Source organism: Marinobacter sp. SS21 (assembly GCF_028369065.1).
GTDB lineage: Bacteria > Pseudomonadota > Gammaproteobacteria > Pseudomonadales > Oleiphilaceae > Marinobacter.
The window spans coordinates 78,263-104,336 of record NZ_JAQNDA010000009.1; the positions used below are offsets into that span (position 1 = coordinate 78,263).

At 59.2% G+C, this 26,074-nt stretch carries 19 protein-coding genes and 1 tRNA gene; 15 read left to right on the top strand and 5 right to left on the bottom strand.

The genetic code is table 11. The features are described from left to right. Window position 1 precedes the first annotated feature (1 nt). Window positions 2-1,741, bottom strand: a complete 1,740-nt coding sequence (gene ggt / locus N6L25_RS13115; RefSeq protein WP_271981085.1) for a gamma-glutamyltransferase — start codon at window positions 1,739-1,741, stop codon at window positions 2-4. A gap of 200 nt (window positions 1,742-1,941) precedes the next feature. On the opposite strand from ggt, the gene purU reads away from it, so the two are divergent. The 12 genes from purU to pyrF all read left to right on the top strand — a co-directional run bounded on the left by purU (window position 1,942) and on the right by pyrF (window position 16,423). Beyond that, window positions 1,942-2,796: a formyltetrahydrofolate deformylase gene (purU, locus tag N6L25_RS13120; RefSeq protein WP_271981087.1), complete on the top strand. Its 855-nt coding sequence runs from the start codon at window positions 1,942-1,944 to the stop codon at window positions 2,794-2,796. 139 nt (window positions 2,797-2,935) lie between these two features. Continuing rightward, window positions 2,936-5,545 carry a DNA gyrase subunit A gene (gene gyrA / locus N6L25_RS13125; protein ID WP_271981089.1) on the top strand — a complete coding sequence of 870 codons (2,610 nt, stop codon included), beginning with the start codon at window positions 2,936-2,938 and terminating at the stop codon, window positions 5,543-5,545. A gap of 79 nt (window positions 5,546-5,624) precedes the next feature. Beyond that, window positions 5,625-6,707: a 3-phosphoserine/phosphohydroxythreonine transaminase gene (gene serC, locus N6L25_RS13130; RefSeq protein WP_271981092.1), complete on the top strand. Its 1,083-nt coding sequence runs from the start codon at window positions 5,625-5,627 to the stop codon at window positions 6,705-6,707. Between the two features lie 2 nt (window positions 6,708-6,709). Next, on the top strand, window positions 6,710-7,807 hold the full coding sequence (gene pheA / locus N6L25_RS13135) for a prephenate dehydratase (protein WP_271981094.1): 1,098 nt from the start codon (window positions 6,710-6,712) through the stop codon (window positions 7,805-7,807). Between the two features lie 54 nt (window positions 7,808-7,861). Beyond that, window positions 7,862-8,992 (top strand): histidinol-phosphate transaminase, encoded by a 1,131-nt coding sequence (gene hisC, locus N6L25_RS13140; RefSeq protein WP_271981097.1) that lies wholly within the window; start codon window positions 7,862-7,864, stop codon window positions 8,990-8,992. A gap of 22 nt (window positions 8,993-9,014) precedes the next feature. Then, window positions 9,015-11,210 carry a bifunctional prephenate dehydrogenase/3-phosphoshikimate 1-carboxyvinyltransferase gene (locus N6L25_RS13145; protein ID WP_271981253.1) on the top strand — a complete coding sequence of 732 codons (2,196 nt, stop codon included), beginning with the start codon at window positions 9,015-9,017 and terminating at the stop codon, window positions 11,208-11,210. A 3-nt stretch (window positions 11,211-11,213) separates the two neighbouring features. Continuing rightward, complete coding sequence (cmk, locus tag N6L25_RS13150; protein WP_271981098.1) at window positions 11,214-11,894, top strand: (d)CMP kinase; 681 nt, start codon at window positions 11,214-11,216, stop codon at window positions 11,892-11,894. Window positions 11,895-12,024: 130 nt separating this feature from the next. Continuing rightward, a complete protein-coding gene (rpsA, locus tag N6L25_RS13155; RefSeq protein ID WP_271981100.1) occupies window positions 12,025-13,716 on the top strand; it encodes a 30S ribosomal protein S1 in 1,692 nt (563 codons plus the stop codon). A gap of 130 nt (window positions 13,717-13,846) precedes the next feature. After that, window positions 13,847-14,143, top strand: coding sequence for an integration host factor subunit beta (locus N6L25_RS13160; protein ID WP_271981103.1), 297 nt, complete (start codon window positions 13,847-13,849; stop codon window positions 14,141-14,143). A gap of 64 nt (window positions 14,144-14,207) precedes the next feature. Then, the gene (locus N6L25_RS13165; protein ID WP_271981105.1) at window positions 14,208-14,510 is read left to right on the top strand and encodes a LapA family protein; all 303 of its coding nucleotides are present in this window, start codon (window positions 14,208-14,210) and stop codon (window positions 14,508-14,510) included. Then, window positions 14,510-15,679: a lipopolysaccharide assembly protein LapB gene (gene lapB, locus N6L25_RS13170; RefSeq protein WP_271981106.1), complete on the top strand. Its 1,170-nt coding sequence runs from the start codon at window positions 14,510-14,512 to the stop codon at window positions 15,677-15,679. The genes N6L25_RS13165 and lapB overlap by 1 nt, the downstream gene beginning before the upstream one ends. A gap of 33 nt (window positions 15,680-15,712) precedes the next feature. Next, window positions 15,713-16,423 carry an orotidine-5'-phosphate decarboxylase gene (gene pyrF, locus N6L25_RS13175; RefSeq protein ID WP_271981108.1) on the top strand — a complete coding sequence of 237 codons (711 nt, stop codon included), beginning with the start codon at window positions 15,713-15,715 and terminating at the stop codon, window positions 16,421-16,423. A gap of 393 nt (window positions 16,424-16,816) precedes the next feature. Here the strand turns inward: pyrF and N6L25_RS13180 are convergent. Continuing rightward, a tRNA-Asn gene (locus N6L25_RS13180) sits at window positions 16,817-16,892 on the bottom strand. Window positions 16,893-16,961: 69 nt separating this feature from the next. Beyond that, entirely contained in the window at window positions 16,962-18,146 is a 1,185-nt protein-coding gene (locus tag N6L25_RS13185) for a pyridoxal phosphate-dependent aminotransferase (protein ID WP_271981110.1), read from the bottom strand. Between the two features lie 259 nt (window positions 18,147-18,405). Between N6L25_RS13185 and uvrB the strand changes: the two genes are divergently transcribed. Continuing rightward, on the top strand, window positions 18,406-20,427 hold the full coding sequence (uvrB, locus tag N6L25_RS13190; RefSeq protein ID WP_442915247.1) for an excinuclease ABC subunit UvrB: 2,022 nt from the start codon (window positions 18,406-18,408) through the stop codon (window positions 20,425-20,427). A gap of 5 nt (window positions 20,428-20,432) precedes the next feature. Here the strand turns inward: uvrB and N6L25_RS13195 are convergent, their stop codons facing one another. Next, window positions 20,433-21,548 (bottom strand): GNAT family N-acetyltransferase/peptidase C39 family protein, encoded by a 1,116-nt coding sequence (locus tag N6L25_RS13195; RefSeq protein WP_271981255.1) that lies wholly within the window; start codon window positions 21,546-21,548, stop codon window positions 20,433-20,435. 245 nt (window positions 21,549-21,793) lie between these two features. Here N6L25_RS13195 and N6L25_RS13200 point away from each other — a divergent pair, with 245 nt between their 5' ends. Next, window positions 21,794-23,275, top strand: a complete 1,482-nt coding sequence (locus tag N6L25_RS13200) for a RimK family protein (RefSeq protein ID WP_271981115.1) — start codon at window positions 21,794-21,796, stop codon at window positions 23,273-23,275. Window positions 23,276-23,283: 8 nt separating this feature from the next. On the opposite strand, the gene N6L25_RS13205 is transcribed toward N6L25_RS13200, so the two are convergent. Next, window positions 23,284-24,447: a cation diffusion facilitator family transporter gene (locus N6L25_RS13205; protein ID WP_271981117.1), complete on the bottom strand. Its 1,164-nt coding sequence runs from the start codon at window positions 24,445-24,447 to the stop codon at window positions 23,284-23,286. 408 nt (window positions 24,448-24,855) lie between these two features. On the opposite strand from N6L25_RS13205, the gene N6L25_RS13210 reads away from it, so the two are divergent. Then, on the top strand, window positions 24,856-25,875 hold the full coding sequence (locus tag N6L25_RS13210) for a quinone-dependent dihydroorotate dehydrogenase (protein ID WP_271981119.1): 1,020 nt from the start codon (window positions 24,856-24,858) through the stop codon (window positions 25,873-25,875). Window positions 25,876-26,074: the final 199 nt, after the last annotated feature.

Sequence of the window (26,074 nt, forward strand, 5' to 3'; positions counted from 1 at the left end):
TTCAGTAGCCCTGGGCCGAGGAGGTGCTGCGCCTGGGGTCGGCGCCGCCATAGAGGGTGCCGTCGTCGCCAATTAGCACGCTCTGGATGGCCCCCATGGCTGGCTTGAGAGCCACCGTGTGGCCTTTTGCCTCCAGCAATCTAAGTGTATCCGGGCTGACGCCGTGCTCAACACGGATCTCATCTGGCAGCCACTGGTGATGGATTCGCGGTGCGGCGACGGCGGACTGGATGTTCATGCCGTAATCAATCACATTCATCAGCACCTGCAGAGTCGTGGTAATGATGCGTGAGCCCCCGGGGCTGCCGGTCACAAGCAGGTTCTTGCCGTTCCGGCGCACGATGGTGGGGGACATCGAGCTGAGCATGCGCTTGCCCGGTTCGATCCGGTTGGCGGCGCCACCGATGAGACCATAGGCGTTGGCAACGCCCGGCTTGGCGCTGAAATCGTCCATTTCGTTGTTGAGCAGGAAGCCGGCACCGGCCACGGTGATGCCGGAGCCGTAGCTGAAATTGATGGTGTAGGTGTTGGACACCGCGTTCCCCCATTGATCGACGATGGAGAAATGGGTGGTTTCGTCACTTTCATATCGAGCCGGGCTGCCAGCACGGATATCAAGAGACGGGCGGGCCCGGTCTGAATCAATGCCATCCCTGAGGTCGTCGGCGTAGCGCTTGTCCACCAAGCCTTGCAGGGGTACCTCGACAAAGTCGGTATCCCCCAGATACTGAGCGCGATCGGCGTAAGCCAGTTTCATCGCTTCGGCCATCAGGTGAATGCTCTGGGCAGAATTGTGGCCATAGTCCGCCATGGGGTATGCCTCCAGAATATTCAGAATCTGCACGATGTGGGTGCCGCCGGAGGAGGGGGGAGACATGGAGTAGATGTCATGGCCGCGGTACCGACCGTGAACCGGTTGCCGCACGGCAGGGCGATAGTTCTTCAGGTCGTCCAGGGTGATCAGGCCGTTGTGGCGCTGCATTTCATCGACAATCAGGCGGGCGGTCTCCCCTTCGTAAAAGCCTTGGCTGCCCAGGTCGGCTATGCGCCGTAGGGTGGCGGCCAACTCCGGCTGGCGAAACACTTCGCCGGGTTGATAGGCGCTGCCGTCTTCCTTGTAAAAAGTGGCCAGGCTGGCGGGCCAGCGCTGCAGGCGTTCGCGGACGCTGTCCAATCCGCGGGTAAATCTTGGTGGCACCTCGAAACCTTCCGAGGCCAGGCGGATGGCCGGCGCCAGGGCTTGCGCCAGGGTGATGGTGCCGTGTTGTTCAAGGGCCAGCGCCAGGCCGGCGACCGTGCCGGGCACGCCAGCTGCGAGGTGGGTGAATCGGCTACGCTCGGTGACCACCTCGCCGCTCCTGTCCTGGAACATGGTTTCAGTTGCGGCGGCGGGCGCGGTTTCCCGATAGTCGATGGCGGTGACCGGGCGCCCGTCACCCGGCGCGATCAACATAAAACCGCCGCCACCGATATTGCCGGAACGGGGCTGGGTGACCGCCAGCGCGAAACCGGCGGTGACGGCAGCGTCTACCGCGTTCCCACCGTCTTTGAGCACCTGCAGGGCAACGTCGGTGGCGAGGTGGTGGCTGGTGGCAACCATGCCGTTACGGGCTTCAGCCGGATGATGGCGCTCGCCCTCCAGTATGGCTGCGGCGGTAGCCAGTTGGGGCGGTATCCAGAGCACAGCGGCGAGCAGGCAGAGCAGGCGTATGGATGGCAGGGGCGTTTGATGGGCGGTCATGGCTACGTGTCCTTGTGGCGGGTAGGTGGTCGGGAGTCGGCGCGCCGTTGCTGGTCGCTGCGGGTATCCGCGGATCGGCCTGAGCCATGGCAGCCCGGGGCCTTCGTTTCTGGTGCCGAGATACGCTATTATAGCCGGTCATTTTTACGGGGCTGCCAGATCGCGGACCCGCTTTCCCTGGTTGAGAAAGGAAAGGCCTTATGGAGCACACCTATCGACTTGTGATTTCCTGCCCGGATCGGGTCGGGATTGTTGCCAAGGTCAGTAACTTCCTGTCCACCTATAACGGCTGGATTACGGAGGCAAGTCACCACTCGGATACCCAGACCGGGTGGTTCTTTATGCGTCACGAAATCAAGGCCAGCTCCATTCCTTTCGGGCTGGACCAGTTTCGGGCGGCCTTTGAGCCGATTGCGCGGGAGTTCGACATGCGCTGGCATGTGTCGGACACTGCGCAGCCCAAACGCGTGGTTCTGATGTGCAGTAAGGAGTCCCACTGTGTGGCCGACCTGTTGCATCGCTGGCACAGTCACGAGCTCAATGCCGAAGTGGTCGCGGTGGTATCCAATCACGACGATTTGCGTCGGATGGTCGAGTGGCACGACATTCCCTATCACCACGTGCCGGTGAGTAAGGACAATCGCGAAGAGGCTTTCAGCGAAGTCAGCAACCTGATCGATTCGTACCAGGCGGATGTGGTGGTGTTGGCCCGCTACATGCAAATCTTGCCACCGGAGTTGTGTGCCAAATACGAAGGCAAGGTGATCAATATCCATCACAGCTTTTTGCCGTCGTTTGCCGGCGCCCGCCCTTATCACCAGGCCTATAGCCGCGGCGTCAAGCTGATCGGAGCCACCTGCCACTACGTGACCCAGGACCTGGACGAAGGCCCGATCATTGAGCAGGACGTGATCCGCATCAATCACAGCGATTCCATCGAAGACATGGTACGCCTGGGCAAGGATGTGGAGAAAAACGTACTGGCCCGGGGGCTGCGGGCGCACATTGAGGATCGCGTGATTACGTTTGAAAACAAGACGGTGGTTTTTGACTGAGCTCAATGTCTGATTGTGGTAGTATCGGGCGCTTGTTCAAGAATAACTAGGAACCTGCCGATGTCATCGCGCCTGGCGTTCAGGGTCGAACGGCCGGTTCCCCAACACGACTTCCAGCACTGCAAAGGAACCTTTCTCGATGGGTGAACTAGCCAAAGAGATCCTGCCGGTAAATATTGAAGACGAGCTGAAGCAGTCCTATCTCGACTACGCCATGAGCGTCATTGTCGGGCGGGCTCTGCCAGACGTTCGTGATGGTCTCAAACCCGTACACCGGCGCGTTCTGTTCGCCATGTCCGAGCTGAGCAACGACTGGAACAAAGCGTACAAGAAGTCGGCACGTGTGGTGGGTGATGTCATCGGTAAGTACCACCCCCATGGCGACTCCGCGGTCTATGACACCATCGTGCGGATGGCCCAGCCGTTCTCGCTGCGTTACCCGCTGGTGGATGGACAGGGTAACTTTGGTTCCATCGATGGTGATAACGCAGCGGCCATGCGTTACACCGAGATTCGCATGGAGAAGATTGCCCACTCCCTGTTGGCGGATCTGGACAAGGAAACCGTGGACTTCGTGCCGAACTACGACGGCACCGAGCAGATTCCGGAAGTGTTGCCTACCCGCGTACCTAACCTGCTGGTCAACGGTTCATCAGGCATTGCGGTGGGGATGGCGACCAACATTCCGCCTCACAATCTGACCGAGGTGGTTAACGGCTGTCTGGCGCTGATCGACAATCCGGAGCTGACCGTCGATGAGCTGATGGACTACATCCCAGGGCCGGACTTTCCCACCCAGGGCATCATCAACGGCCGTGCCGGCATTGTGGAGGCCTACCGCACCGGTCGCGGACGTATCTACATCCGTGCCCGTCACGAAATCGAGCACGACAAGAAGACCGGTCGTGACGCCATCATCATCACCGAACTGCCATATCAGCTGAACAAGGCCCGTCTGATCGAGAAGATCGCCGAGCTGGTCAAGGACAAAAAGCTGGAAGGCATTTCCGAGTTGCGGGATGAGTCCAACAAGGAAGGTATCCGGGTGGTGATCGAGTTGCGCCGTAACGAGAACCCGGACGTGATCGTCAACAACCTGTTCGCCCAGACCCAGCTGGAAACCGTGTTCGGTATCAACATGGTAGCGTTGATTGATGGCGAACCCAAGATCCTGAACCTCCGGGAGCTGCTGAATGCGTTCTTGCGTCACCGCCGCGAAGTGGTGACCCGTCGGACCATCTATGAGCTGCGCAAGGCCCGTGAGCGTGGCCACATCCTGGAAGGCCTGACCGTTGCGTTGGCCAACATTGATGAAATCATCGAGCTGATCAAGACCTCGCCGTCCGCGGCGGAAGCGAAAGAAAAGCTGATGGCTCGCGGTTGGGCGCCCGGTGACGTCATGGCGATGCTGGAGCGGGCCGGCGAAGACGCCTGTCGCCCCGACGAGTTGCCGGAAATCTATGGCTTGCGGGATGGTCTCTATCACCTGTCTCCGGAGCAGGCCCAGGCCATTTTGGACTTGCGTCTGCACCGCTTGACCGGGCTGGAAACCGAGAAGCTGCAGAACGAATACAAGGATATCCTGGAGAAAATCGCGGATCTGCTGGATATCCTGGGGAACCCGGAGCGGTTGTTGCAGGTTATCCGTGACGAGCTGAACGAAGTGGTCTCCGAGTACGGCGATGACCGTCGCACCGAGATCACCAGTTCCCGTCGTGACCTGACCATCGCCGACCTGATCGACGAGGAAGATCTGGTGGTCACCATTTCCCATGGAGGTTACGCCAAGACCCAGGCGGTGACCGATTACCAGGCCCAGCGCCGCGGCGGAAGGGGCAAGGCCGCCACGTCGATGAAGGAAGAGGATTTCATCGAGAAGTTGCTGGTCGCCAATTCCCACGACACCATTTTGTGTTTCTCCAACCGGGGCAAGGTCTATTGGCTGCGAGTGTTTGAAATTCCCCGGGCCAGCCGGGCTTCCCGCGGCCGTCCAATGGTGAACATCCTGCCGCTGGAAGACGGTGAGCGGATTACCACGTTCCTGCCGGTGCGGGATTACCCGGAAGATCATTACGTGTTGATGGCCACCTCCAACGGTGTGGTCAAGAAGACGCCGCTGCCTAACTTCTCCCGTCCTCGCAGCAACGGCCTGATCGCCCTGAGTCTGGATGACGGCGACACCCTGATTGGTGCGGCGATTACCGAGGGCGATGCCGAGGTGATGCTGTTCTCGTCAGCGGGCAAGGCGGTGCGCTTCAACGAAGAGGCCGTGCGTCCAATGAGTCGGACCGCCCGCGGTGTTCGCGGCATCCGCATGCCTGAGGGCCATCACGTGGTCTCGCTGATCATCCCGCAGTCGGAGGGGGTGATTCTCACCGCCAGTGAGAATGGTTACGGCAAGCGCACCTCGATCGAGGAATTCCCTACCTACAGCCGTGGCAGTCAGGGGGTCATTGCGATGCAGTGCTCCGACCGCAACGGTAACCTGGTGACGGCATTGCAGTTGTTCAATGGCGACGAGATGATGCTGATTTCCGATAAGGGCACGCTGGTACGTACCCGGACGGACGAAGTCTCGATCCTGAGTCGTAACACCCAAGGGGTTCGTCTCATCAAGCTGTCTCAGGAAGATGAGCGGTTGGTGGGGGTTGAACGTATTGCCGAGAGCGATGCTGAGCCGGTTAATGACCTGGAAAGTGACGAAGACGGTTCGCCTCAGGGTGTCATCGAAGAGGCTGGCGAAGAGTAAGGCCGCAACCCCGCGCCGGCAGGTGGAATTCGCCCGCCGGGGTGCACGAATACCGATTATTGTGAGAGATCAGTGAAGTATGAGCAGGGCGTATAACTTTTGTGCGGGTCCGGCCACGTTGCCGGAAACCGTGCTGACCCAGGCGCGGGAAGAAATGCTGGATTGGCGGGGCAGCGGCATGTCGGTGATGGAAATGAGCCATCGCAGCGACGAGTTCGTGGAGATTGCTGAAACGGCGGAACGGGACCTGCGGGAATTGGCCGGGGTTTCCGACGATTACGCGGTGCTGTTCATGCAGGGTGGGGCGAGCAGTCAGTTCGCCGCGATCCCGCTGAACCTGCTGGGTGAGAAGGGCTCTGCCGATTACGTCAACACCGGTATCTGGTCCAAGAAAGCCATCGCCGAAGCCAGTCGCTATGCCCAGGTTAATGTGGTGGCCAGCAGTGCCGAGCAGAATTTCACCACGGTACCCGATCCGGCGTCCTGGTCGATCAATCCGGACGCCGCCTACCTGCATTACACGCCGAACGAAACCATCGGTGGGGTTGAGTTTGACTTCGTGCCGGACAGTGACAAGGTGCCGCTGGTTGCCGACCTGTCGTCCACCATCCTGTCACGGCCGCTGGACGTCTCCCGGTTCGGTCTGATCTACGCTGGCGCACAAAAGAACATCGGTCCCTCCGGGCTGGTGGTGGTCATGGTCCGCAAGGACCTGCTCGGCAAGGCCCGGGCAGAGACCCCGACCATGATGAACTACCAGGTGATCGCCGATAACGGCTCCATGTACAACACCCCGGCCACCTATTCCTGGTACCTTGCCGGATTGGTGTTCAAGTGGCTCAAGGAGCAGGGCGGTGTCGCTGCCATGGGCGAGATCAACCAGCGCAAGGCCAGCAAACTGTACGACTTCATCGACGGCAATGATTTCTACGCCAATCCGGTGGTGCCACGCTTCCGGTCGTGGATGAATGTGCCCTTCACGCTGGCAGATGAGGCCCTGAACGGCGCCTTCCTCGAAGGCGCTGAGGCGCGGGGATTGCTGAACCTGAAGGGGCATCGTTCCGTTGGTGGCATGAGGGCGAGCATCTATAACGCCATGCCAGAGGCCGGTGTGGACGCCCTGATCGACTATATGGCGACGTTCGCCAGGGAGCGGGGCTGATCATGAGTGACGAGCAAACCCGTCTGGGAGAACTCCGCGACCGGATCGACGATCTGGACCAGCAAATCATGGACCTGATCAGCGCCCGGGCTCGCTGTGCCCAGGAAGTGGCCGAGGTCAAGCTGAGCCACAATTCCGGCCAGGACGTGTTTTTCTACCGGCCGGAGCGGGAAGCACAAGTGCTGCGACGGATTAAAGAACAGAATCCCGGCCCCTTGTCTGGCGAAGAGATGGCCCGCCTGTTCCGGGAGGTCATGTCGGCCTGTCTGGCGCTGGAAAAGCCCATGCACATTGCGTTTCTGGGGCCTGCCGGTACCTTTACCCAGGCCGCAGCGCTGAAGCATTTTGGTCACTCGGTGATCAGTGTGCCGCTGCCCGCCATTGATGCGGTGTTCCGGGAGGTGGAATCTGGCGCGGCGCATTACGGGGTCGTGCCGGTGGAGAACTCCACTGAGGGTATGATCAACCACACCCTGGATATGTTCATGTCTTCGCCGCTGAAGATTTGCGGCGAGGTGCAGTTGCGGATTCATCATCACCTGTTGGCCTCTGAGGACAACAAAGACGGCAAGATTACCCGCATTTATTCCCATCAGCAGTCCTTCGCCCAATGTCGTCAATGGCTGGATGCCAATCGTTACGGCGTCGAGCGGGTGGCCGTCAGCAGCAATGCCGAAGCAGCCCGGCGAGCGGCGGAAGAACCCGGTACCGCCGCCATTGCCGGCGATATGGCCGCCGAGCTGTACGGACTTGAGAAACTGGCTGGCAGCATTGAGGATCGCCCAGACAACACCACACGCTTCCTGATTATTGGCCGGGAAAGCGTGGGGACCAGTGGTCAGGACAAGTCCTCGATCCTCGTTTCCATGCGCAACAAGCCTGGCGCTCTCTATCAGCTGCTTGAGCCGTTCCATCGTAACGGCATCAGTCTGACCCGCATTGAAACCCGGCCATCTCCCAGCGGCACCTGGGCCTATGTGTTCTACATCGACTTTGAAGGGCATATGGACGATCCGGCTGTGAGCAAGGTGCTGGCTGAGATCGACGACGAAGCGGTGGAGCTGAAGCGGCTCGGCTCTTATCCTATTGGTGTGCTCTAGGTTCCAAATTTTTCGGCCGGCTCCTCCGGGAATCCGGCTCGGGAGGCTCAAAGTATGTCGGTTGATTATCAGGCGCTGGCGGTAGCCGGCGTCCAGGCGCTGTCGCCGTATCAGCCGGGCAAGCCCATTGAGGAGCTTGCCCGGGAGTTTGGCCTGGATCCCGAGGGGATCGTCAAGCTGGCCAGTAACGAGAACCCCCTGGGGCCCAGCCCGGTGGCGCTGGCCGCGGCGCGTCAGGCGCTCGACGAGCTCTGTCGTTACCCCGACGGCAATGGCTTCAGCCTGAAAAGCAGGTTGGCCGATCGGCTTGGGGTGTCGCCTGAGCAACTGACGCTGGGGAACGGTTCCAACGACATCCTGGAAGTCATCGCCCGTTGTTTTGCCGATGCTCGGGCGGAGGTCGTGTATTCCCAGTACGCCTTCGCGATCTACCCCCTGGTTACCCAGGCCATCGGTGCCAAAGGTGTCTGCGTGCCTGCCAAGGGTTGGGGTCATGATCTGGACGCCATGGCGGCAGCCGTCACTGAGCGTACCAAACTGATTTTTATCGCCAATCCCAACAATCCGACCGGTACGGTACACGACGCCGAGGCTGTCGAAGCCTTTATGGAGCAGCTGCCGTCCCGGGTTCTGGTGGTACTGGACGAAGCCTACTGTGAATATCTGGAAGACCGCGAAGGCGACAGTGTGCGCTGGCTGGCGCGTTTTCCTAATCTGATCATAACCCGGACCTTTTCCAAGGCCTGGGGGCTGGCGGCGCTGCGGGTTGGCTACAGCGTCAGTTCGGCGGCCATTGCCGATATCCTCAACCGGGTTCGTCAGCCGTTTAATGTTGACTCCATCGCATTGGCTGCCGCAACGGCCGTATTGGACGACGAGGACTACCTGCAGCGCTCCCGGGCCGCTAACGACGCCGGCATGGCCCAGCTCGAACAGGGGTTCAAGGCGTTGAACCTCGATTTCATTCCCTCTGCGGGCAACTTTATCGCGGTGGAGGTCGGTGACAGGGCCGGCGATATCTATCAGGCGTTGTTGGCGCAAGGGGTCATAGTAAGGCCCATCGCAGGCTACGGCATGCCCCGCCATTTACGGGTCTCGATTGGTTTGGCTGAAGAAAACCAGCGTCTTCTGGATGCCTTGACTGTGGCATTGGGGCAGGTTGACCAAGGAGCTTTGGGTGGCTGATTCGGGCCCTGTTTTTCAACGTATGGCGGTGATTGGCCTGGGTCTCATCGGTGGCTCCTTGGCGGCGGCCGTCCGCGCGAACCGGTTGGCGGGCGAAGTGGTGGCTGCCGACAAGCGATTCGACGATGTTCTGACCGGCCTGGAGCTTGGCATCATTGATGAGGCGGCGGAGACCCTTGAGCAGGCCGTTCGTGGTGCCGACCTGGTGGTGGTCGCGGTCCCGGTGCGGGCGACCGAAGCGGTGCTTCAGGAAATCAAACCCTATCTGTCTGCCGATGCGGTGCTGACCGATGTTGGCAGTACCAAGGCCAGTTTTGTCAGTGCGGTGCAGTCGGTGTTCGGTGAGGTTGGCCCCCACGTGATTCCCGGTCACCCCATTGCCGGTTCCGAGAAAAGCGGGGTTCGCGCAGCCAACCCGGATCTGTTTGCTAATCACAAGATCATTCTCACCCCAGCGGACAACACCGAGCCCAACCGGCTGGCGAGGCTGTCCGCGTTATGGGAAGGCTGTGGCGCAACGGTGCTGACCATGTCGGTGGCGTATCACGACGAGGTTCTGGCGGCCACCAGCCACCTGCCGCATTTGATTGCGTTTTCGTTGGTGGATACGCTGGCGGGGGAGGATGAGAACATGGACATCTTCCGCTATGCCGCTGGCGGGTTTCGCGATTTTACCCGAATCGCCGCCAGCGACCCGGTTATGTGGCACGACATTTTCCTTTCCAACCAGCAGGCGGTACTGCGGGTCATTGACCATTTTACTCGTGACCTGGGCCAACTTCGTACGGCCATAGCGCAGCAGGACAGTGCTACCCTGCTTAGGGTTTTCAGTCGCGCCAAGGCGGCTCGGGAACATTTTTCAAAAATGCTTTCAGGACAGGCGTACGTGACAGACATGAGTCAGAATCAGGTAACTTTCCAGCTCAAGCCCGGTGGCAGCGTCACTGGCGATATCCGGGTGCCGGGTGATAAATCCATCTCCCATCGTTCGATCATGCTGGGTGCTCTGGCGGACGGCATTACCGAGGTCAAGGGGTTCCTGGAGGGTGAAGACAGCCTGGCGACTTTGCAGGCGTTCCGCGACATGGGGGTCACCATCGAGGGGCCCGATAACGGCTTCGTGCGGATTCATGGTGTGGGGATCGACGGGTTGCAGGCGCCCCGGGGGCCGTTGTACCTGGGTAACTCCGGAACCGCCATGCGGTTGTTTGCCGGCTTGTTGGCGGCACAGGGGTTTGATTCCGAGCTGACTGGAGACGAGAGTCTGTCCCGCCGTCCCATGGGGCGTGTGGCCGATCCGTTGCGGGCAATGGGCGCGGTTATCGATACCGCCGAAGGTGGGCGTCCGCCCATGAAGATTCGCGGCGGGCAACCCCTGACCGGTATTCATTATGAGATGCCGGTAGCCAGTGCCCAGGTGAAGTCCTGCCTGTTGCTGGCGGGTCTCTATGCCGGTGGGGTCACCTCGGTGACCGAACCGGCACCAACCCGAGATCATACCGAGCGAATGCTGGACGGTTTTGGCTACCACGTACACCGCAAAGGTGCGACTGCCAGCGTCAGTGGCGGCGGCCGGCTGGCGGCAACGGCCATTGATGTGCCGGCCGACATATCGTCGGCCGCGTTCTTCCTGGTTGCGGCCAGCATCGCACCGGATTCGGACCTGACGCTGCGCCACGTCGGCATGAATCCGACCCGGGTCGGGGTGATCAACATCCTGAGGCTGATGGGTGCCAATATCGAGATTCTCAACGAGCGTGAGATCGGTGGCGAGCCGGTCGCGGACCTGCGGGTACGTTCTGCCGAGCTGACCGGGATCGACATCCCCGAAGATCAGGTACCGCTGGCCATTGATGAGTTCCCGGTGTTGTTCATTGCCGCTACTTGCGCCACAGGCGAGACCGTGCTGCGTGGCGCCGAGGAGCTGCGAGTCAAGGAAAGCGATCGTATTCAGGTGATGGCCGATGGGCTGGCCGCTGTCGGCGTCGAATCCACCGTCACCCCAGACGGCATCGTCATCCAGGGTGGTCAGGAAATTGCGGGCGGTACTGTCGACAGTCATGGTGATCATCGTATCGCCATGTCGTTCGCCGTCGCCTCCTTGCGCGCCACCGGGCCAATTCAGGTGACTGACTGTGCCAATGTGGCCACCTCGTTCCCGGGCTTTGTCGAGCTGGCGCGGCAAACCGGAATCCAGATTGCCGCAGAGGGAGTGTGAGCTATGGCCGAGTTATCCATTCCCGTGATCACCATTGACGGACCCGGAGGGTCGGGTAAGGGCACCATTACCCAGATGTTGGCGCGCAGGCTGGGCTGGCACCTGTTGGACAGCGGCGCGCTGTATCGTTTGACCGCCCTGGCCGCGCTCCGGCAGGGCGTGCAGTTTGATGATGAAGCCGGCCTTGTGCGGGTGGCGGCGTCACTGGATGTGTCCTTTGAACCCACGCCGGCGGGGGAGCCGGTCAAGGTCATTTTGGCGGGCGAGGACGTTACCGACGATATTCGCACGGAAGGCTGCGGTGACAATGCCTCCCGGGTCGCGGTGATTCAGGCGGTACGGGATGCCTTGTTGCAGCGCCAGCGGGATTTTCGCCAGGCACCCGGCCTTGTGGCCGATGGTCGGGACATGGGGACCGTGGTTTTTCCGGACGCACCCACCAAGATTTTCCTGACCGCCAGCCCCGAGGAGCGGGCCCGCAGGCGCTACGGTCAGTTGAAGGACGCAGGGCTCAGTGTTAATATTGATGCCCTTTTAGAAGAGATTCGGGCGCGCGATGACCGGGATATGAACCGTTCTGCCGCCCCGCTTAAACCGGCAGAGGATGCGCAAGTCATTGACTCTACAGGTTTAAGCATCGAAGAGGTGTTGGGTAGGGTGATCGCCGCGGCAGGTCAGGCCTAATCGCACCTTTTTGTCGTTGGAATGCCGGATTCGGTGTAAAACCGCCAGCCATTGGCCGTATTCGGTAACTTACTAACAGACCGTGTTGCTGGTAACACGGAGTTAACTTGCGTTGATCATAGGACACATAATGAGCGAGAGCTTTGCGGATCTTTTTGAAGAAAGCCTGAAAGAAATTGACATGCAGCCGGGTTCCATCGTCCAGGGAACCGTGGTTGATATCGACAACGACTGGGTTACTGTTAACGCTGGTCTGAAGTCAGAGGGTGTTATCCCTGCGTCCCAGTTCCTGAACGATAAAGGCGAACTGGAAATCCAGATCGGTGACGTTGTCGACGTAGCTCTCGACGCTGTTGAAGACGGCTTCGGTGAAACCCGTCTGTCCCGCGAAAAAGCCAAGCGCGCCGAAGCCTGGAAAGTTCTCGAGAAGTCTTTCGAGGCTGAGGAAGTGGTTAAAGGTGTGATCAACGGCAAGGTTAAAGGCGGCTTTACCGTCGACCTGGCTGGCATCCGTGCCTTCCTGCCTGGTTCTCTGGTAGACGTTCGTCCGGTTCGCGACACTGCGCACCTGGAGAACAAAGAGCTTGAATTCAAGGTTATCAAGCTGGACCAGAAGCGTAACAATGTTGTGGTATCCCGTCGTGCGGTTCTCGAGGCCGAGAACAGTGCTGAGCGTGACGCACTGCTGGAAACCCTGACTGAAGGTCTGGAAATCAAGGGTATCGTCAAGAACCTGACCGACTACGGCGCCTTCGTAGATCTGGGTGGTGTTGACGGCCTGCTGCACATTACCGACATGGCCTGGAAGCGCATCAAGCATCCGAGCGAAATCGTTAATGTTGGTGATGAAATCACCGTCAAGGTCCTGAAGTTTGACCGCGAGCGTAACCGTGTTTCCCTGGGTCTGAAGCAGCTGGGCGAAGATCCCTGGGTTGAAATCAAGGCTCGTTACCCTGAGAACAGCAAGGTCACGGCCCGTGTTACCAATCTGACCGACTATGGCTGCTTCGCTGAGCTTGAAGAAGGTGTTGAAGGTCTGGTTCACGTTTCCGAAATGGATTGGACCAACAAGAACATTCATCCGTCCAAGGTTGTCCAGGTTGGCGACGAAGTGAACGTGATGATCCTGGATATCGACGAAGAGCGTCGTCGTATCTCCCTGGGTATCAAGCAGTGTGCAGCCAACCCCTGGGAAGACTTCTCCAGCAACTTCAACAAGGGCGACCGCATCTCCGGCAAGATCAAGTCCATCACTGACTTCGGTATCTTTATCGGTCTGGATGGCGGCATCGACGGTCTGGTGCACCTGTCCGATATCAGCTGGAACGAAACGGGTGAAGAAGCCGTTCGTGAGTACAAGAAGGGCGACGAAGTCGAAACCGTTATCCTGTCTGTTGATCCAGAGCGTGAGCGTATCTCCCTGGGTATCAAGCAGCTGGAAAGCGATCCGTTTGCCGAGTTCGTTCAGCTGAACGACAAGGGCTCCATCGTTAAGGGCACCGTATCTTCCGTTGACGCCAAGGCGGCAACCATTGCTCTGAACGACGAAGTTGAGGCAGTACTGAAGGCTTCCGAGATCAGTCGTGACCGCGTCGAAGACGCTCGCAATGCGCTGAACGAAGGTGACGAGGTTGAGGCGAAGATCATTAGCATCGATCGCAAGAACCGAGTTATCAACCTGTCTGTGAAGTCCAAAGACGTTGAAGAGGACAAGCAGGCTCTCGAGAACGTTCGCAGCAAGGCGGCAGAAACTTCCGGTGCGACCACCATTGGTGATCTCATCAAGGAGCAGATGCAGCAGCAAAACGCCAATAAGGACTAATTCTCCTTTTGGTCATAAAAAAACGGGCTGTAACAGCCCGTTTTTTTTGTGTTTTTTTTAGGTTTGGCTAAACTAGGGTCATGGAGCTGGCTTGGTGGCTCCCCATAAGAATGACAGAGGGATTAGCCTCATGACGAAGTCTGAACTGGTCGAGCTGATTGCGTCCAAGCAAACTCAGCTATCCGTAAAAGATGTCGAGTTGGCGGTGAAAACCATCATCGAGCACATGTCCCAGTCTCTGGCGAATGGGCAACGGATCGAAATTCGTGGTTTTGGTAGTTTTTCGCTGCACCACCGTGCCGCACGGGTGGGGCGAAACCCCAAAACGGGCGAGGCGGTTCAGTTGCCGGCGAAGTATGTGCCTCATTTCAAGCCGGGCAAGGAGCTTCGGGAGCAGGTCAACGACAGTTTGAAACAGGGCTTCTGATTGCCGCTGGACGCCGGTTCATGCTGTGTGGCGAATGCCGTTGAGTTGGAAGGAGCAAATTTTTATGGCCGGCTTTCGCAAGCTTCTGATTTTATTGGTGTTACTTTTCCTCGCGTTGTTGGCATTGGTGTTCTCCCTGAACAACCAGGAGCCGGTATCGCTGAATTTTCTGGTTTTCGAAACTCCCTCCCATGGCGTTGCGGTCTGGATTATTCTTGCTTTCGTGCTGGGGGCCCTGGCTGGTATTCTGATAACCCTGTTAGCAAGCGTGCGCGCCTCGGTCTCTCGCCGGCAATTGCAGAAGCGGCTGACCCGTGCCGAGCGTGCGCTCGCGCATTCAAGGGCCGAGAATAACCGGACTATCTAATGGATATAGTATTTCAGTGGCTGCTGTTAACGGCCGCAGTGGCTGCTGGCTGGTTTATGGGGCGCGCTGGGCGACAGAGTGCGCGGTCCCGGCGTGCTATATCCGATGAAGCGTCGGTTCGAGATCGGCTTCAATTCCTGTTTACCAATTACTCAGACCAGGCCGTTGAGAATTTTGTCCAGTCCTTGGCGGTCAATCCGGAAACGGTCGGTCTCCACCTTTCCATCGGCGCCCATTTTCGTAACAAGGGGGAGACTGAGCGGGCCATCGTGATTCATCAGAACCTGTTGGCGCGCCCTGAGCTGCCCACCCGGTTTTCGCCCCAAGTCACCTTTGAGTTAGCCCTGGATTATCTCAATGCCGGTTTGCTGGACCGTGCCGAATCTCTCTTTCACCAACTGATGGGGGACAAGGAATACGGCGGCAAAGCAGCGGGCCAGCTTATCGATGTGTATCAGCAGGAGAGAGAATGGGGCAAGGCGGGGCAGGTGGCCCGTACCCTGCGTGACGGAGGTTTGAGTCCGGAGCTGGATAAGGTGCTCGCCTATATTAACTGTGAGATGGCGGATCTGGCTTTGCAGCAGGACGACCGCTGGGGGGCTGGCAAGTTGGTCAAGGAGGCCCTGGACTATGATCGCTCCTGCGTCCGCGCCACCTTTATTCAGGTCAAGATTCTGTTGCGCCAGGGCAGTTTTAGGGACGCGGCCGCTCAGTGTCTCAAGGTGTTTGAGCAGAATACGGATTTTGGCTCGGAAGCCATCGAGCGCTTAATGGGGCTTGAGCGGGAGCATGGCGATGTCAAGCGCTTGACCCGAAAGTTGTCGAAGCTCTATGAGCGTTGGCCAAGCACCAGCCTGTTATTGGCGGTGGTCGAATCGGTGGAGCGTGCTTCGGGCCGGGCGGCAGCAATTGACCTGTTGCGGAAAGAATTGGAAGTTCGCCCCAGTGTCAGGGGCTTGCTGCGGTTGGTGGAACTGGCCGGATATGAGAAAGGGATGACCTCGGATGAGGGGCGATTGGTTAGTCGGATTGGACACTTATTGTTGGCTAACCGCCCGATCTATCGCTGTGTGAACTGTGGGTTTTCCGGGCGGCAGTTGCATTGGCTGTGTCCAAGCTGCAAAACCTGGGAATCGGTGCGTCCGATACAGGGTGTGGAAGCCGAGTAAACCGATGATTAAATTAAGTGTGGGAATGATTGCGTGCAGAAGGTAACTGATCCGAAGATTATTGTGGCTCTGGATTTTCCGTCCGAGGAGCCGGCGTTAGCGCTGGTGGATACGTTGAATCCGCAGTTGTGTCGGCTGAAGGTGGGCAAGGAGCTGTTTACCCGCTCCGGTCCGCAGTTCGTCAGGGCGATTCAGGCGCGGGGCTTCGAGGTGTTCCTGGATCTCAAGTTTCACGACATTCCCAACACGACGTCGGCAGCAGTTGCGGCGGCGGCGGACTTGGGGGTGTGGATGGTGAATGTCCATGCCTCGGGTGGCGAGAAGATGATGGAGGCCTGTCGTACCCGCCTGGAATCGTTCGGTGCAGATCGGCCGTTGCTGATTGCGGTGACGGTGTTGACCAGCATGGCGACGGAAGATTTGCGGGGCATTGGTGTGTCTGTGTCCCCCGCTGAGCAGGTGTCGCGGTTGGCGGCCTTGACGGCCAGTTGTGGGCTGGATGGGGTGGTCTGCTCTGCCCAGGAAGCGCCGATCTTGAAGGCGGAGCGGGGTGTGGGCTTCAAGCTGGTGACGCCGGGGATACGGCCGTTGTCCGCGGCCAGGGGGGATCAGCAGCGGGTTATGACGCCTGCTGATGCGCTGGCTGCTGGGAGTGATTATTTGGTGATTGGGCGGCCTATTACCCAGGCTTCTGACCCTTTGGCAGCATTGGAAGCTATTCATCAAGAGATTGTCGCTAGTTAAGGCTGGTTCTTCGGGATTCTTGACCTGTTAGAGGTGGTGTTAGCGGGCAGTGGAGGGGCTTCTTCCGCTGCCCTCTAAGGTGCGTCCATGCACCTGGCCGGGCACCGCGGCATCCATGCCGCTGCTCCAGAAGCCCCTCCACTGCCCGCATTGAGCTCCTGTGGTAGCGCTTCTGAGTTAACTCCGATGTGGGATAGAGTTGTATGGAGTTTCTTTCCAAGACCGTCTGTGGCCATGGATGGCCACGGTCGAGCTTGCATGGACGTACTTGCGGCGTTTCTTGGAAAGAGGTTCCCGCACGGCTCGGCCACGGAGATTGCCAGGCAGAAAAAATCGCTGGAGTGAGAACGAAAAAAGCCGCTAACTCAATGAGAAAGCGGCTTTTTTAAATAGTGGCTCCCCGAGCTGGGCTCGAACCAGCGACAAACGGATTAACAGTCCGTTGCTCTACCAACTGAGCTATCGGGGAACGTCGTCGTGTGACGAGGCGCGTATATTAAGGGCAGGCCCGCGCCTCGTCAACCCCTAAATTGCAGATTTAGCTCAAAGCTTTCTGCAAGCGGGCGACCGCCTCTTTAAGCACGTCCAGACTGGTGGCGAAACTCAATCGCATATGGCCGGGCGCGCCGAAAGCGGAGCCCGGCACCAGCGCTACGCCGGCTTCCTGCAGCAGCTTCTCGGCCAGTTCCACGTCGGTGTTGACACCGTCCGCCGCGTCAATAGCTTGCTGGAAGCTGGGGAACACGTAGAAGGTGCCGTCACCGGACAGGCATTCCACGCCGGGCAGGGTGTTGAGTGCCTCCACCAGATAATCGTGGCGCTCCTTGAAGGCCTTGACCATTTCGCCAACGCAATCCTGGGGGCCGTCCAGAGCAGCCTGGGCGGCGGCCTGGGAGATGGAGGCCGGGTTGGAGGTGCTCTGGGACTGAATCTTTTTCATCGCGCCGATGACCTTGGCCGGTCCGGCGGCATAGCCGATCCGCCATCCGGTCATGGAATAGGCCTTGGACACGCCGTTGAGCACGAAGGTACGATCATACAGCTCCGGCGTTGCATTCAGGATGTTGCAGAACGGCTGGCCGGTCCACAGAATCGGCTCGTACATGTCGTCGGTGGCGATCATGATGTTAGGGTGCTTCTTGAGCACTTCACCAATCGCCGTCAGCTCTTCCAGGGTATAGGCCATGCCGCTGGGATTGGATGGGCTATTGATCACGAACAGGCGGGTGCGCTCGGTGATGGCGGCTTCCAGCTGCTCTGCAGTGATCTTGAAACGGGTTTGCGCCGAGGTTTCGATGACCACCGGCTTGCCTTCGGCGACCAGCACCATGTCCGGGTAGGAAACCCAGTACGGGGCCGGAATGATGGCTTCGTCGCCAGGGTTGAGGATGGCCAGGGCGAGGTTGAAAAAGCTCTGCTTGCCGCCGCTGGATACAAGAATCTGGTTGGGCTCGTAATCGAGGCCGTTGTCGCGCTTGAACTTGGCGATGATCGCCTTCTTCAGCGCTGGTGTACCATCGACAGCCGTGTACTTGGTCTGACCGGCATTGATCGCCTCGATCGCGGCGTTCTTGATATGATCCGGTGTATCAAAATCCGGCTCCCCGGCGCCCAGACCAATAATGTCCTGCCCTGCGGCACGGAGTTCCGCGGCCTTGTTGGTGACTGCGAGAGTGGGAGATGGCTTGATGGCCTGTACTCGGCTGGATAGTTGAAGGTCCAAACTTGCGCTCCTTAAAAGCTGCGTCTGATGAGACTACGTCGGTACCCGTGGATTGACGAACGTACCTGGCGTTTATGGAGCCGCTGAATAAGTCCTCGCCGCCGTGATGCGGTACTGCGAGAGCGAAGGCGTTATTCAGCGGCTCCTTAACCCGCAGATGGTACCATGAAGGCTGTCAGACGATAAGTTGTCTTGTGAATGCAGAGGTTATTGAGCTCAAATGGCTAATTCAGATGTGGACGCGATCTCCAAGCGTCAAATGTTCAAGGTTAACTCTGCTTACGCCCCGGCCGGTGATCAGCCCACGGCCATTGCCGGGCTGGTGGATGGCATTCATTCCGGGCTCGCCCACCAGACCCTGCTCGGGGTCACCGGCTCCGGCAAGACCTTTACCGTTGCCAATGTGATCGAGCAGGTGCAGCGTCCCACCATCATCATGGCCCACAACAAGACGCTGGCCGCTCAGCTCTACGGTGAGTTCCGGGAGTTTTTTCCCGACAACTCGGTGGAATATTTCGTTTCTTACTACGACTACTATCAGCCAGAGGCCTATGTGCCGTCTTCCGATACCTTCATTGAGAAGGACGCGTCGGTTAACGAGCACATTGAGCAGATGCGCCTTTCTGCCACCAAGGCATTGCTGGAGCGCCAGGACGCGATCATCGTGGCGACCGTTTCGGCCATTTACGGACTGGGCGATCCTCAGTCCTACCTGAAAATGATGCTGCATCTGGACCGGGGCGACCAGGTGGATCAACGCTTCATCCTGCGCCGCCTGGCGGAGTTGCAATACACCCGTAACGACGTCGAGTTTCACCGTGCCAATTACCGGGTTCGGGGTGAGGTCATTGATGTATTCCCTGCCGAATCGGAACGGGAGGCCATTCGCATCGAGCTGTTCGATGACGAAGTGGAGAACCTCAGTTACTTTGACCCGCTTACCGGCGAGGTTCTGCGCCGGGTGCCACGGGTAACCATTTACCCCAAATCCCACTATGTCACCCCGCGCCAAACGGTGCTCGATGCGGTGGACCAGATTAAAGCCGAATTGGATCAGCGTCTGACCCAGCTGCGGGACAATAACCGGTTGGTGGAGGCGCAGCGGCTTGAGGAGCGCACTCGCTATGATATGGAGATGATGCTGGAGTTGGGCTACTGCAACGGCATCGAGAACTACTCCCGCTACCTGTCTGGCCGCCGGCCTGGGGAGGCGCCGCCAACCTTGTTCGACTACCTGCCACCCAATGCGTTGCTGGTGGTGGACGAGTCCCACGTGACCGTGCCGCAAATTGGCGCCATGTACAAGGGCGACCGCTCGCGTAAGGAAACGCTGGTGGAATACGGCTTCCGGTTGCCGTCGGCACTGGATAACCGGCCCATGCGCTTCGACGAGTGGGAACGGATCGCTCCGCAAATGGTCTTCGTTTCGGCCACTCCGGGTGATTACGAGGCAAAACACGCCGGCCAGGTGGTGGAGCAAGTGGTGCGGCCCACCGGTCTGCTCGATCCTGAAATCGAGGTGCGACCGGCCTCCACCCAGGTCGACGACCTGCTGTCGGAGATCCGGGCCAGGGTGGCTGTGGCTGAGCGGGTGCTGGTCACCACGCTCACCAAGCGCATGGCTGAAGACCTGACCGATTTTCTGCTGGAGCACGATGTACGGGTACGTTACCTCCATTCCGATATCGACACCGTGGAGCGGGTAGAAATTATTCGTGACCTGCGCCAGGGCGAGTTTGATGTGCTGGTGGGGATTAACCTGCTGCGGGAAGGGCTGGACATGCCGGAGGTGTCCCTGGTGGCCATTCTCGATGCCGACAAAGAAGGTTTCCTGCGCTCGGAGCGCTCGCTGATCCAGACCATCGGTCGGGCGGCTCGAAATGTGAATGGCAAGGCGATCCTCTATGGTGACCGGGTGACTGGCTCCATGCAGCGGGCCATGGGCGAAACCGAGCGCCGTCGAACCAGGCAAACCGCCCATAACGAGGAACATGGCATCACGCCAACGGGCCTGAACAAGAAAATCGCCGATATCATGGAGGGGGCCGGTGGCGGCGGTCGCGGACGGCGTCGGGCCGAGCGCCCTGGCCAGAAGGCGGCAGAAGAGGCCGAGAAATACCGGACCAAGGCGGCCGGCCATTCCCCTGAACAGCTGCTCAAGGACATTGCCGTCCTCGAAGACCAGATGTACAAGGCGGCCGCGGACCTGGACTTTGAGAACGCAGCCCGTTTGCGGGACGAAATCGCCGAGCTGAAAGAGGCGGCGATCCGCACCGCCTGAGGCGCTCAGGTCTTGCGCTTGGGACCGATAATCACCGCCGCCTGCAGCGGCGAGTGCTTGCCGTACTGTTTCATGCGTTCGAAGATGCGTCGATCGATAGGCAGATACTGTTTGTCAGCGATGGTCTCGCCGCTGGCGCTATCCACTTCCGGGTCGTGGAGATAGACGAACTGGTCGTCCACCGCGCAGACCGTGACCCAGTGGGGAACCCGGCTCTGGCTCAGCTGCCAGCTGCTGATCAGGATCACCGGGATCCGGCCCTGCGCAAGGGCGGCGGACATCTGTGACAGCGACAGGTATTCGTGATGAAGCTGGATGTCGGTCTCGGCGATGTCCCGCAGGAAGCCCTGATGCACCAGTTCCAACACCCGCTTTTTGTCGGCGTGCCGAACGGTTTGAGTGAACAGGGGGCCTTCCTTACTGACATAGGCGGCCGCTTCAAAGCCCCGGGACCAGGCAGCCAGGGCCAGGCCATGGGGGCCGCAGCCGCCGTGGCCGGCGAGCATGAAAATGGTGGTCGCCTCCCGCCAGATGCGCAGTTCCTCCAGGGTGGTCACCGGCTGCTTTTGGTTCACGGCTGCCATCGCCATCATCAGGGCGGCCGGGCCGCAGGTGAACTCGGTGGTTTGAGGGTAGTAGGGCACCAGCGGAAAGTCCTGGGACGGTTCGTAGAACAAAATACGCCGTTCAAAACGCAGCGCGTCCCCATGATCCGCGTAGTAATCCCGGTAGGTTCCAAACTGGCGATAGCCCAGCCGACGATAGAGGGCTATGGCGCCCTCATTGTCGGAGCGCACCTCCAGGCGCATGACAATACGGCCAGCCGATTGCGCCGTGGCCTCGGCCCCAAGGATCAGCGCCTCTCCGATACCCTGGCCACGGGCTTCTGGTGCCACGCCGATAGAGTAGATCCGGGCCAGCCGGGTGGCTGCATGCATGAACACCAAGCAGTAGCCCACCAAGGCGTCATCCACCAAGGCCACCAACAGCCGGTCCCGCGGCATAGTGATGAAGCGGCGAAAGCTTCGGCGAGAGATCCTGTCGGTATCAAACAGCCGTTCTTCCAGGGCCACCAGGGCGTCCAGATCGGTTTTGACGGCGGCTCTCAGGTGCGGCCGGATTGTGGTGGCGGCGCAGGTTTCAGGATCGGATTGGGTATCCAGATGGCTAGGATTCACGGCGGTATCCGCAAACAGGTGGCTTCTTTATTATCATCGACAAACTGCTTCCTGAATAGCCCCGTCGGGCATGCGTAAATGCACGCATCTTCCAGTGCTTCCCGGCCGTGCTGGGCCGGTGTATTGTTCGCTCTACGGGCCGCACCGGTGGCCCGATTGGCGTCTATCTGAGGGAGGGCCCGTCACGGATGTCCAGATTGCTCATTGTCGTTGATCATCAGAAGGACTGGGCGCCGTTTTTTCCCAGTGACGATGTGCTGACCTTTGACCAGTACCTCAACCTGCCGCACCGGGAAAGCAACCGTACTCGGGTTATCAATTTATGCCAGAGCGCACGCTACCTCAGTCGCGGCTATTACTGTTCGCTGCTGGCGGAAGCCCGGCGCCAGAAGGTGGTGCCTTCGGTGGCGACCCTCAACGATCTGAGCCGCAAGGGCCTGTTCTCACTGGAACTCAGCGAGCTGGATTCGCAAGCGCTGGACTGGCTGGACAAGCACGCGGGTGCCGAACCGGCGGCGGACAAGGTGCGGGTCCGTACCTATTTCGGTCGGATTCCCCAGTCCGAGTTGCAGCGGGTGTCCCGGTCGCTGTTTGAGCGTTTCCCGTGTCCGATTCTGGAGGTGGTGTTCAGGCGTCGACGCACCTGGCAGATCGATTCCATGAAACCGCTGTCTCCCGCCGACCTGACCGATGCCGAGGAGGATGCCTTTGCGGAATCGCTGGATCGGTTCAGCCGGGTCATCTGGCGCAAGCCCCGCGGCCGCAAACATTACCGTTACGATCTGGCCATGCTGGTCAATCCGGAGGAGTCGCTGCCACCTAGCGATGGGGTGGCGCTAGAGCGCTTCACCAAGGCCGGTAGCAAGCTGGGCATCCATGTCGAGCAGATCACCAAGCGGGATTACAGCCGGTTGCCGGAATACGATGGCCTGTTCATTCGGGAAACCACCGCCATCGATCACCACACCTATCGCTTTGCCCGTAAGGCCGAGGCGGAGGGGCTGGTGGTGATTGATGACCCGGTGTCGATCCTGCGCTGCACCAACAAGGTGTTTCTGGCGGACCTGCTGAAACACAACAAGGTGCCGACGCCTCGAACGTTGATCCTGTCCCGGGACCAGAAGGATGCGGTCGAGCAAATTGTCGGCCAGATCGGGTTTCCGGTGGTGGTGAAGATTCCAGACGGTTCGTTCTCCCGCGGTGTGATCAAGGCCGAGGACGAACCGGCGTTGCGTCGGGCGCTGGCTGGGCTGTTCCGCCAATCCGCGCTGGTGTTGGCGCAGGAGTACCTGTACACCGATTACGACTGGCGCATCGGGGTGCTGGGCGGGCGCGCGATTTACGCCTGCAAGTACTTTATGGTCAAAGGCCACTGGCAGATATACCAGCACGGGGGCAATCAGCAGGTGGACAGCGGCGATTTTGAGACTCTGCCCACCTACGAGACCCCTCGCAAGGTGATCCAGGCCGCACTCAACGCCACCAAACTGATCGGCAACGGCCTCTACGGCGTCGACATCAAGCAGGCGGGTAACCGCATTGCCGTGATTGAGGTCAACGACAACCCCAGCATTGACGCCGGTGTCGAGGATCGCTTTCTCGGTGGTGAGCTGTACTCGTTGATCATGCAGGAGTTTTTGGTGCGGATGGAGGCCCGGCGTCGGCGCTAGCGGATGCGCTAGTGCCGATCGGATTGCCAGATACGGAGGCTGCCAAACCACGGCTGGGCCTCCAGATGGCGGTGCAGTTGCTCAAGGGGCTGCTGTTCGGCCAAGGACCGCCGGCCGCCCAGGAACAGTTCCAGGTGCACCTTGTTGCGCAGGTAATGCAGCCGCAGCCGGTCGTGTTTTAGCGTTTCACCCAGATGGTCGGCCACCGTCCGTTCTATATCCTGGCGACTGGGTAGCCGAATGGACGTTGGCGGTCCCGCTTCATCGTTCTCGGCATCAATATGAAAGGTGATCTGGGCCAGATCGCTAAGGGATTCGCGCATCCGTTCGACAACCTGCATGCCAATCTGGTGTCCTTCGGAGACGCTGATGTCCGGGCTCACCACCAGATGCACATCGAGTAGAATATCACGGCCCATTTTACGGCTGCGCAGTTCATGAACGTTGCGAACCCCTTCGGTTGAGCGGGCAATGGACGTCAGCCGTTCGATCTCCTGAGAGGGAATGCCCGAATCCACCAGTTCCTTGACGCTGCGCCAGGCGAAGCCCCAGCCAATGTGACCCACGATCACCGCAATGACGATGGCTGCCAACACATCGAGCCAGACATACCCGGCCATCGCGCCGGCAACAGATGCCAGTACGATGATGGACGAAAGGGCATCGGTTCGACTGTGCCAGGCATTGGCGATGATGAGTTCGGAACGGATGGCCTGTCCTACCCGCCGGGTATAACGGTAAATCCATTCCTTGGCGGCGATGGAGAGGGCGGCGGCGGCCAGAACTGGCCATTCCGGCAGGGGAGGCGAGCGGTCATCCAGCAGCCGCAGGATGTTGTCCCAGGCTAACGCGGCGCCTACGGCAATCAGGGTGCTGCCCAGTAGCATGGTGCCCAGGGTTTCTATGCGTTGATGACCATAGGGGTGGCCCTGATCCGGGCCGCGTCGGGACGCCTTCATCACCGCAATGACGATCAGATCGGAGGCGGCGTCCGACAGTGAGTGGACACCGTCCGCCATCAGCGCCTGGGAGTGGAACAGAGCGCCTGCCACACACTTGATGGCGCCCAGCACCAAATCCAGAATCATGCCGATGACCGTGACGCGGCTTGCGGCCGCTGCTTCGCCGGCCAGCTGGTTCGCTTTGTCGACGGTCGAGAGAGGCTCCGTCATCGCTCGACTCCCTGAGTCTGGCTACCGCTTAAATTGTGAGGCAAGTGTCATCTTTATGCACACCCAAAGAATGTTACAAGAAGGTGACAATTAATTGCCTCTATGAAAAAACGCTTGAAATTAGCTTGCAAATCCACCAACTTTCAGGTGGTTACGGTTGATCAAAAAGTAGCCAATTTGTAGATTGGCGCATGCCGTAAGGCTTAGCCAAAGGTCGCGGTTCATTTTCAACAGACTTATCCACAGAAATCGTGGAAAACATCACAGGACCTTAATGAGACAGTCATTTAGCTGTCATTGGCATGGCGTAGGCGCGTCTGTGGAAAACTTTCGGTATACTGCGCGCTCACGACCGGCGCGGGCTGTCTGGCCTTTCAGCGCCCCAAGATTACTGCAAGGAGTTATCTCATGTACGGCCTGCTTCGTCACCTGCTTTTCAGGTTACCGCCAGAAACCGCTCACGGCCTGACCCTCACAGGCCTCGATCTGGCGCACAGCATGGGGTTGCTCTCTGCACTGGTACCGGAGGTCAAACCCATGCCGGTGGAAGTGATGGGGCTGAAATTCCCGAACCCCGTCGGCTTGGCTGCCGGGCTGGACAAAAACGCGGATCACGTGGATGCCTTGGGGGCGTTGGGGTTCGGTTTTGTCGAGGTTGGTACGGTAACGCCCTTGCCCCAGCCAGGCAATCCCAAGCCCCGGCTATTCCGTTTGCCGGAGCACCAGGCTGTGATTAATCGCATGGGCTTCAATAATGAAGGTCTTGATCATTTGTTGGCGCAGGTCGACAAAATGCGGTTTCAGGGTGTGCTCGGTATTAATGTGGGCAAGAACAAGCTCACCGCTGCCGAAGACGCGAACAGCGATTACCGTAAGGGGATTGCGGCGGTCTACAGTCGGGCCAATTACATCACGGTCAACGTTTCCTCGCCCAATACGCCGGGGTTGCGTGACCTGCAGTTTGGCGACTCGCTGAAGGGGCTGTTGGCGGCCATCAAGGAAGAGCAGCGTATCCAGAGTGACGAGCACGGAAGATACGTACCGATCGCGGTGAAAATTGCGCCCGATATGGATGATGAAGGCATCCGTTTTGTCGCCAATGAATTGCGCCAGGCCGAGTTGGATGGCGTCATTGCCACCAATACCACTATCTCCAGGGACGCGGTAGCCGGTCATCGGTTAGCGAAAGAGGCTGGCGGCTTGAGTGGTGCGCCGGTGCGGGGGCCGTCGTTGCGGGTGATCGAGGGGCTTTACGCCGAGTTGGGCGATGCGGTGCCGATTATCGGTGTGGGTGGCATTACCGACGGTGTCTCTGCCGCTGAAAAGATCCGTGCGGGCGCTAAGCTGGTGCAACTGTACACCGGTTTCATCTATCGGGGACCGGAGCTGATTGCAGAGGCGGTGGAAGCGATTCGCGCCCTCAAATAACCTGATTGGAGTGCCGGTGCCAGATCACCGACGCCATAAAAAGAATGGGCCCGCTAAGCGGGCCCTTGCGGGGAACAAACCCCGTGGCGTTTCTTGGTGTGATACGGGTCGGGGGGACCCGTTTGGTTTTCTGGTTTAAGTTTCTTCTGCGTTGTTGCTTTTTTAGGGGGCGTTCCTACGCCCGCTTTAATGGGTTTAC